The sequence below is a fragment of the Streptacidiphilus neutrinimicus genome (assembly GCF_000787815.1).
Taxonomy (GTDB): domain Bacteria; phylum Actinomycetota; class Actinomycetes; order Streptomycetales; family Streptomycetaceae; genus Streptacidiphilus; species Streptacidiphilus neutrinimicus.
The window spans coordinates 21155-27313 of sequence record NZ_BBPO01000057.1 but is presented as its reverse complement, the minus strand read 5'-3'; the positions used below and the strand labels follow the sequence as shown (position 1 = coordinate 27313).

The window sequence follows — 6159 nt, the reverse complement described above, 5'->3', positions numbered from 1 at the left end:
GCGGCGGGAGTGCGGGTGCTGGCAAGCGACCGCCACGAGTTCGGGCGACGAGCCCCGCCACGGGTGGGATTTTTCGGGACAGAACGGGGTGCCGACACAGAAGTGAACGCCCGGTAACCTCGCCGTTCGCAGCTTACTTGCCGTAAGGCTAGCCCCGCCGTATCGGTTGTCCTACCCATGCAGTACGGTGCCTGGCATGTCAGAGATCTCGACCGACACCCCGGTCACCCCGCCCGGCCCGGAGGCTCCGGCCGACGGCCCCAACTACCTCAGCCACAAGCAGATCATGGTCGTCATGGGCGGCCTGATGGCGGGCATGCTGCTGGCCGCTCTGGACCAGAGCATCGTCGGCACCGCGCTGCCCACCATCGTGAGCCAGCTCGGCGGCATCGACAAGCTCTCCTGGGTGGTCACCGCCTACCTGCTGACCTCGACGGCCGCCACGCCGCTCTGGGGCAAGATCTCCGACCTGTACGGGCGCCGGATCATCTTCCAGGCCGCGATCGTGATCTTCCTGGTGGGCTCGGCGCTGGCCGGTCTCAGCCAGAACATGGGCGAGTTGATCGGCTTCCGCGCCATCCAGGGCATCGGCGGCGGCGGCCTGATGTCGCTCGCCTTCGCGATCATCGGCGACGTCATCCCCCCGCGCGAGCGCGGTCGTTACCAGGGCCTCATGGGCGCCGTCTTCGGCCTGGCCAGCGTGGCCGGCCCGCTGCTCGGCGGCTGGTTCACCGACTCGATCGGCTGGCGCTGGATCTTCTACATCAACCTGCCCGTCGGCATCGGCGCGCTGGTCGTCTGCTCCTTCGCGCTCAAGCTGCCGGTCAACCGGCGCGAGCACAAGATCGACTACCTCGGCTCGGCGCTGATCGTCACCGCCGTCACCAGCCTGCTGCTCTACCTGAACTGGGCCGGCACCAGCTACGGCTGGACGAGCTGGCAGGGCCTGGCGCTGTGCATCGGCTCGGTGCTGCTGACCGTCGTGTTCTGCCTGGTCGAGCAGCGCTCCGCGGAGCCGATCCTGCCGATGCGGCTGTTCCGCAACCCGGTCTTCCGGATCGGCAACGGCTTCGGCTTCTTCGCCGGTTTCGCGATGTTCGGCGGCATCATCTACCTGCCGGTCTACCTCCAGGCCGTGCAGGGCATGTCGGCGACCAAGTCCGGCCTCGGCATGCTCCCCGCCGTCGCGGGCATCATGGCCACCGCGATCAGCTCCGGCCGCGTCATGGCCAAGACGGGCAAGTACAAGATCTTCCCGATTCTCGGCGCGCTGGTCATCATCGGCTCGCTGCTGCTGCTGTCGACGCTGACCAACACCACGCCGTACTGGCAGGTGGCCCTGTTCGCCTTCGCCTTCGGCGCGGGCCTCGGCCTCACCATGCAGACGGTCGTCACCGCAGTCCAGAACGCGGTGGACTTCCGTGACATGGGCGTCGCCACCGCGTCGGCCACGTTCTTCCGCCAGATCGGCGCCTCCATCGGTACGGCGATCTTCGGCACCGTGCTCACCAGCCGGCTGACCCACTACCTCAAGCAGGAGTTCGCCGGTTCTCCGAGGGGCACGGGCGCGCTCAAGGGCATGGACACCAACAACGTCCAGGCCATCAAGGCGCTGCCGGAGCCGGTCAGGCACCACGTCACGGCGGCCTTCGCGCACGCCATCGGCGACCTGTTCCTGATCGGCGTCCCGTTCATCGTGATCGCGCTCGGCTTCGCCCTGGTGCTGAAGGAGATCCCGCTGAAGGCCCTCGGCGGTCCCGCTCCGGACGCGCCGCCGGCGCACTGACGTCTCTCGCTCGAAAGGGCCCGGACCGCTCGGCGGTCCGGGCCCTTCGCTTGTGCGGCGTCAGTCGTCGAGTCGGCCCATCGACAAATTGACAATGGTCCCGGTCATGCCGCCGGCCCGGTCCGAGGCCATGAAGGCCGCCACGTCGGCCAGCTCCTGCACCCGCATGGTCCGCCGGGTGTGGCTGGAGGCGGCCAGATAGGCCTCGAACTGCTCCCAGCTCAGGCCCGTGGCCTCGGCCTTGGCCGCGTGCACCGCCCGCAGCGAGGCCGTCTCCGGCAGGCCGTGCGGGCGGAGGCCGACCACGCGGATCCCGTGCGGCGCGAGCTCCGCGGAGAGGTCCCGGGTCATCGCCTCCTTGGCCGCGGACGCCGGACCGTAGCCGCCGTTCAGCGCGCTGCCCATGCGCGCCGGGATCGCGGTGACGGTCATGATCACGCCCGAGTGGTGCGGCAGCATCCGCCGCGCGGCGGCCCGGGCCGTCAGGAAGTACGACCGCGTGTAGTCCGTGACCGGGCGGAGGAACGTCTCGAGGTCGAGCTCCGGCAGCGGCGTGCCGAGGATCGCCCCGTCCGGAACGCCGACGGCGTTGAACGAGACGTCCAGCCGGCCCGTCCGCTCCACCACGGACCGCAGGTGCGCGTCCACCGCGCTCTCGTCCAGCGCGTCGACCTCGGCCGCCTTGGCGGACCCGCCCTCGGCGACGATCTCCTTCGCGACCGGTTCGACCGTCTCCAGGCGCCGACCGGTGAGGAACACGGAGGCCCCCTCGGCCGCGAAGGCGCGTGCGACCGCACAGCCGACCGCGCCGCCCGCACCGTAGATCACCGCGATCTTGTCCTTGAGCAACATCTCTGCCTCCTCGTTGTGCTGTCGTTGGTGCAGACACGAGGGGGAGCAGGAACTGGGCGGGCCGGAACCGCCCGGTTCGTGCCCCGGCCGGTGCCTGTCCAGGATGGAAGAGGCGGGGTGCGAGAAGCGGCGGGGTGCGAGGAGGGCGGCGCGGGTGACCACCGAACTGATCGAGCGGGCGAGGGCCGGGGACGGTGAGGCGTTCCGGCAGCTCACCGCACCGCACCGACACGAACTCCAGGTGCACTGCTACCGGATGCTCGGCTCCCTCCAGGACGCCGAGGACGCCTTCCAGGACACCCTGCTGGCCGCCTGGCAGGGCCTCGACGGCTACGAGGGCCGCGCCTCCCTGCGCACCTGGCTGTACCGGATCGCCACCAACCGCTGCCTCAACGCGTTGCGGTCGGCGAAGCGGCGCGGGGCTCGGGAGTGGAACGTCCCCGGTGTGGTGCCGCCCGAGCCGTCCCGGCTCGGTGAGGCCGTCTGGTTGGAACCGTTCCCCGAGGCGACGGCGGCCGACGCGCCGTTGCCGCCGCCCGGCCCCGAGGCCCGTTACGAGCAGACCGAGTCGCTCTCGCTGGCCTTCGTGACGGCCCTTCAGCTCCTGCCGCCCCGTCAGCTCGCCGTGCTGGTCCTGCGCGACGTCCTCGGCTTCCACGCCGGCGAGGCGGCGGCGATGCTGGACGCGACGGTGGAGTCCGTCAACAGCGCGCTCAAGCGGGCGCGGGCGACCCTGGAGCGGACGTCGCGCGCGCACGACGTCGCCCCGGCGGCGGGGTCACCGCAGGAACAGGCCCTGGTCGCGCGGTTCGTGGCCGCCTACGAGGCCGCGGACCTCGAAACCCTGGTGACCTTGCTGACCGACGACGTCTTCATGTCGATGCCGCCCATCCCCTTCGAGTACGAGGGCCGTGAGATCGTCTCCCGATTCGTCGCCGCCCTGTTCGGCGCGGGCCGCCGGTTCGACCTCGTCCCCGTCCGCGCCAACGGCCAGCCCGCCTTCGGCGCGTACCTGCGCACCCCGGGCGGCGGCAGCCGCGCCACCGGCCTGATCGTGCTGGGTCTGAGCGGCGACCGGATCTGCGCCCTCTCGCGCTTCGAGGCCGGCGTGCTGCCGTGGTTCGGGCTGCCGGACCAGCTCTAGGCCCGTGGTCCGGCGGTCGCCGATTCCTTTTAGAGGCGGGGGAGGTCTACCTGGCGACGGTCGGCCCGACGAGGGCCCACCGCGACGAGACGAAGCCGAACGAAGAGCGAGCCGACCGCGAACGGCCAGCCCGTCGCCGTCCGGTACCGCCGGGACGCGGACGCCGTGTTGCGGGCCGAGGGCGCCGTGGTGCTGTCCGCCACCGCCACGGGCGATCTCCCGCGTGGTCTCGTTCCACGATCCGGCTCTGGTCGCGCTGTTCGGCTTCGAGGACACGCTCGCGCAGTGACCGGGGCCCGGCGCTAGAAGTCGAAGCCCACGTGGACGTGGTCGTGGTGGGTGTCGTCGCTGAAGAACTGGTTGCCCGCGCCGGGGAGCAGGTAGGGCCCGCCGACGTTGTACGAGCCGGCCGCGGCCGCCGCGCGCATGAAGCTCTCCACCAGCGCGCGCGGGGTCGCCGGGTCGATGACGGCGTGGCCGTCGATGGTCCACACGTCGAAGGCGCGCCCCTGGGGATGGTCGCTCGGACGGTTCGTCCCGAACACGTAGATCGGGTGTCCGGAGCGGACCACGCTGAGCATGATCCGGTGGCTGCGCGCCAGCGTGAGCATCGCGTTCAGCGCGCTGTCGTGCACGTTCCCGCTGAGCACGTCCGCGTGCGCGGCGGGCGGCAGCGTGATCGCCTCCACGTCGGCGAGGACGGCGCGGGCCGCGCCCGACAGCGAGGCGGCCGGAGCGCCGGGAGCGGCGGGATGCAGCGCGGTCACGTCCCACTGCGGCTGCGCGGCGCTGAGCCGCACGTCGACGGTGGTCCCGCCGCTGTCGTTCCCCGGCGTGTACTGGCGGCACACGACCAGCACACTGGCGGAGTCGCTCAGGATCCCGCCGTACTGCGCCGCCAGCACCTGCACGGCTGCCTCGGGCGCGGCGGTCAACAGCCCCCCGGCCTGGTCCGCGAGGGCCGGGTCGTACCCCGCGGCCGCGGCCCTCCTCCGCGCGGCCGCCACGCCCTGCCCGCCGACGGGCCAGGTGCCGAGCGCCTCGATCAGCCGCACGGCGCGGAGCTTCACCTGCGGCTGGATGTCGTTGGGGCTGGGCCGCCACGGCGCGGTGACGTGGAGCGCCGACGCGCTGGGGCTGGGGCTTGGCCCGGGGTGCGTGAGCGTGGGGGAGGGGCGCACGGACGGCGAGGACGCCGCCGCCGTCGGGTGCCGACTCGACGAGGTGCACCCGGCCACACCGGCGACCAGCCCGGCCCCGAGCGCGAGCACCCCGCGCCTGCTGATGGACGTCACCCCACCAGTCTGCGCCCGCCCACCCTCGGCGCAGCCGTCAGGGGCGCGAGGCGCTGCTGACATGGGGGCTCCTCCCCCAGCCTTCGGCCGGGAGGAGCCCCCGGCGTGGGCGCGACAGGCCACGCAGGGCCCTGAACCCCGCTCGGCTACGCCGAGGTGCGGGCCATCTCGTCGAGGGCGCGGAGGAGGCCCGGGAGGGAGGGGCCGCGGCCGAGGGGGAGGACCTCGTGGGGCTTCTCGTCGAGCAGGAGGAGGGCGATGTCCTCCGTGTTCGCCGCCAGCGACCAGCCCGGGCCGTCGGCGCGGACGATGCGGGCGCCCTCGGGCCCGGGCGCGGAGCGGACGCGCCCGGCGGGCGGGGGGTCGCTGGTGTAGCCGATGGCCTCGGTCAGGACGCGCTGGATGTGGGCCGGGGGCTGGGCCCCGGTCTGGTCGAAGGAGGCGTGCAGGCCGACCTGTCGCCGCCAGGTGAGCCACTGCTTGGCGACGTCGTCGGCGGCCATGCGGCGCTGCGCGGGGCCCCAGGTCTGCGGGTCGGGGGCGGTGAGCAGCCGCTCGCCCGGCGCGGGCCGGGGGTCGTGCGGCTCGGGCACGCCGGGGGTGGCGACGGTGAGGGCGAGCGGCCAGCCGGCGATGGTCTCGACGACGGTGCGGTCCGGGGCGGAGAGCTCGTACGGCATGCCGCAGTCCCACGCGGCGATCGCACAGCCGATCAGCGCGGCGTCGTCGGAGACGACGGTCCAGCGCGCGCCGGAGGCGTCCTGGCCGAAGAGCAGGCCGTAGCCGTCCGCCCAGGGCTCCAGGCCGAGCAGCGCGCAGGCCTCGGGGTAGTCGTCCCCGAGCACGCTCGGGAACTGTCCCGGGGTCAGCAGCAGCGCTGTGAGCACGTGGAACGTGTCCAGCTCGTCCTTCGCGTTCGTGTTCGCGGTCATGCACGCCCCCATCGCCCGGACGGCCCCACGTCGTGGCTCACCCGGTTGGCTCAGTGGATCGCTCGTTGGGGGGCATGCTAGTGACGCGCCGACGCGCCACGCCAGGGACGAAAGGGACGGGCCGCCGTGTCCGGAAGGTCACGGCGGGCC

General features: G+C 72.8%; 5 protein-coding genes. 2 read left to right on the top strand and 3 right to left on the bottom strand.

Features of this window, described 5'->3' with window-relative positions:
• Nucleotides 1–196: 196 nt before the first annotated feature.
• A complete protein-coding gene (locus TR48_RS28655; RefSeq protein WP_042372690.1) occupies nt 197–1786 on the top strand; it encodes an MDR family MFS transporter in 1590 nt (529 codons plus the stop codon).
• Between the two features lie 60 nt (nt 1787–1846).
• Here the strand turns inward: TR48_RS28655 and TR48_RS28650 are convergent, their stop codons facing one another.
• Entirely contained in the window at nt 1847–2638 is a 792-nt protein-coding gene (locus TR48_RS28650; protein WP_042372688.1) for an SDR family NAD(P)-dependent oxidoreductase, read from the bottom strand.
• Between the two features lie 154 nt (nt 2639–2792).
• Here TR48_RS28650 and TR48_RS28645 point away from each other — a divergent pair, with 154 nt between their 5' ends.
• On the top strand, nt 2793–3782 hold the full coding sequence (locus TR48_RS28645) for a sigma-70 family RNA polymerase sigma factor (RefSeq protein WP_236652371.1): 990 nt from the start codon (nt 2793–2795) through the stop codon (nt 3780–3782).
• 302 nt (nt 3783–4084) lie between these two features.
• Here TR48_RS28645 and TR48_RS28635 read toward each other — a convergent pair whose 3' ends face one another.
• Both TR48_RS28635 and TR48_RS28630 read right to left on the bottom strand, forming a co-directional pair.
• Nucleotides 4085–5077: a hypothetical protein gene (locus TR48_RS28635; protein ID WP_042372682.1), complete on the bottom strand. Its 993-nt coding sequence runs from the start codon at nt 5075–5077 to the stop codon at nt 4085–4087.
• 146 nt (nt 5078–5223) lie between these two features.
• On the bottom strand, nt 5224–6009 hold the full coding sequence (locus TR48_RS28630; protein ID WP_042372680.1) for a hypothetical protein: 786 nt from the start codon (nt 6007–6009) through the stop codon (nt 5224–5226).
• Nucleotides 6010–6159: the final 150 nt, after the last annotated feature.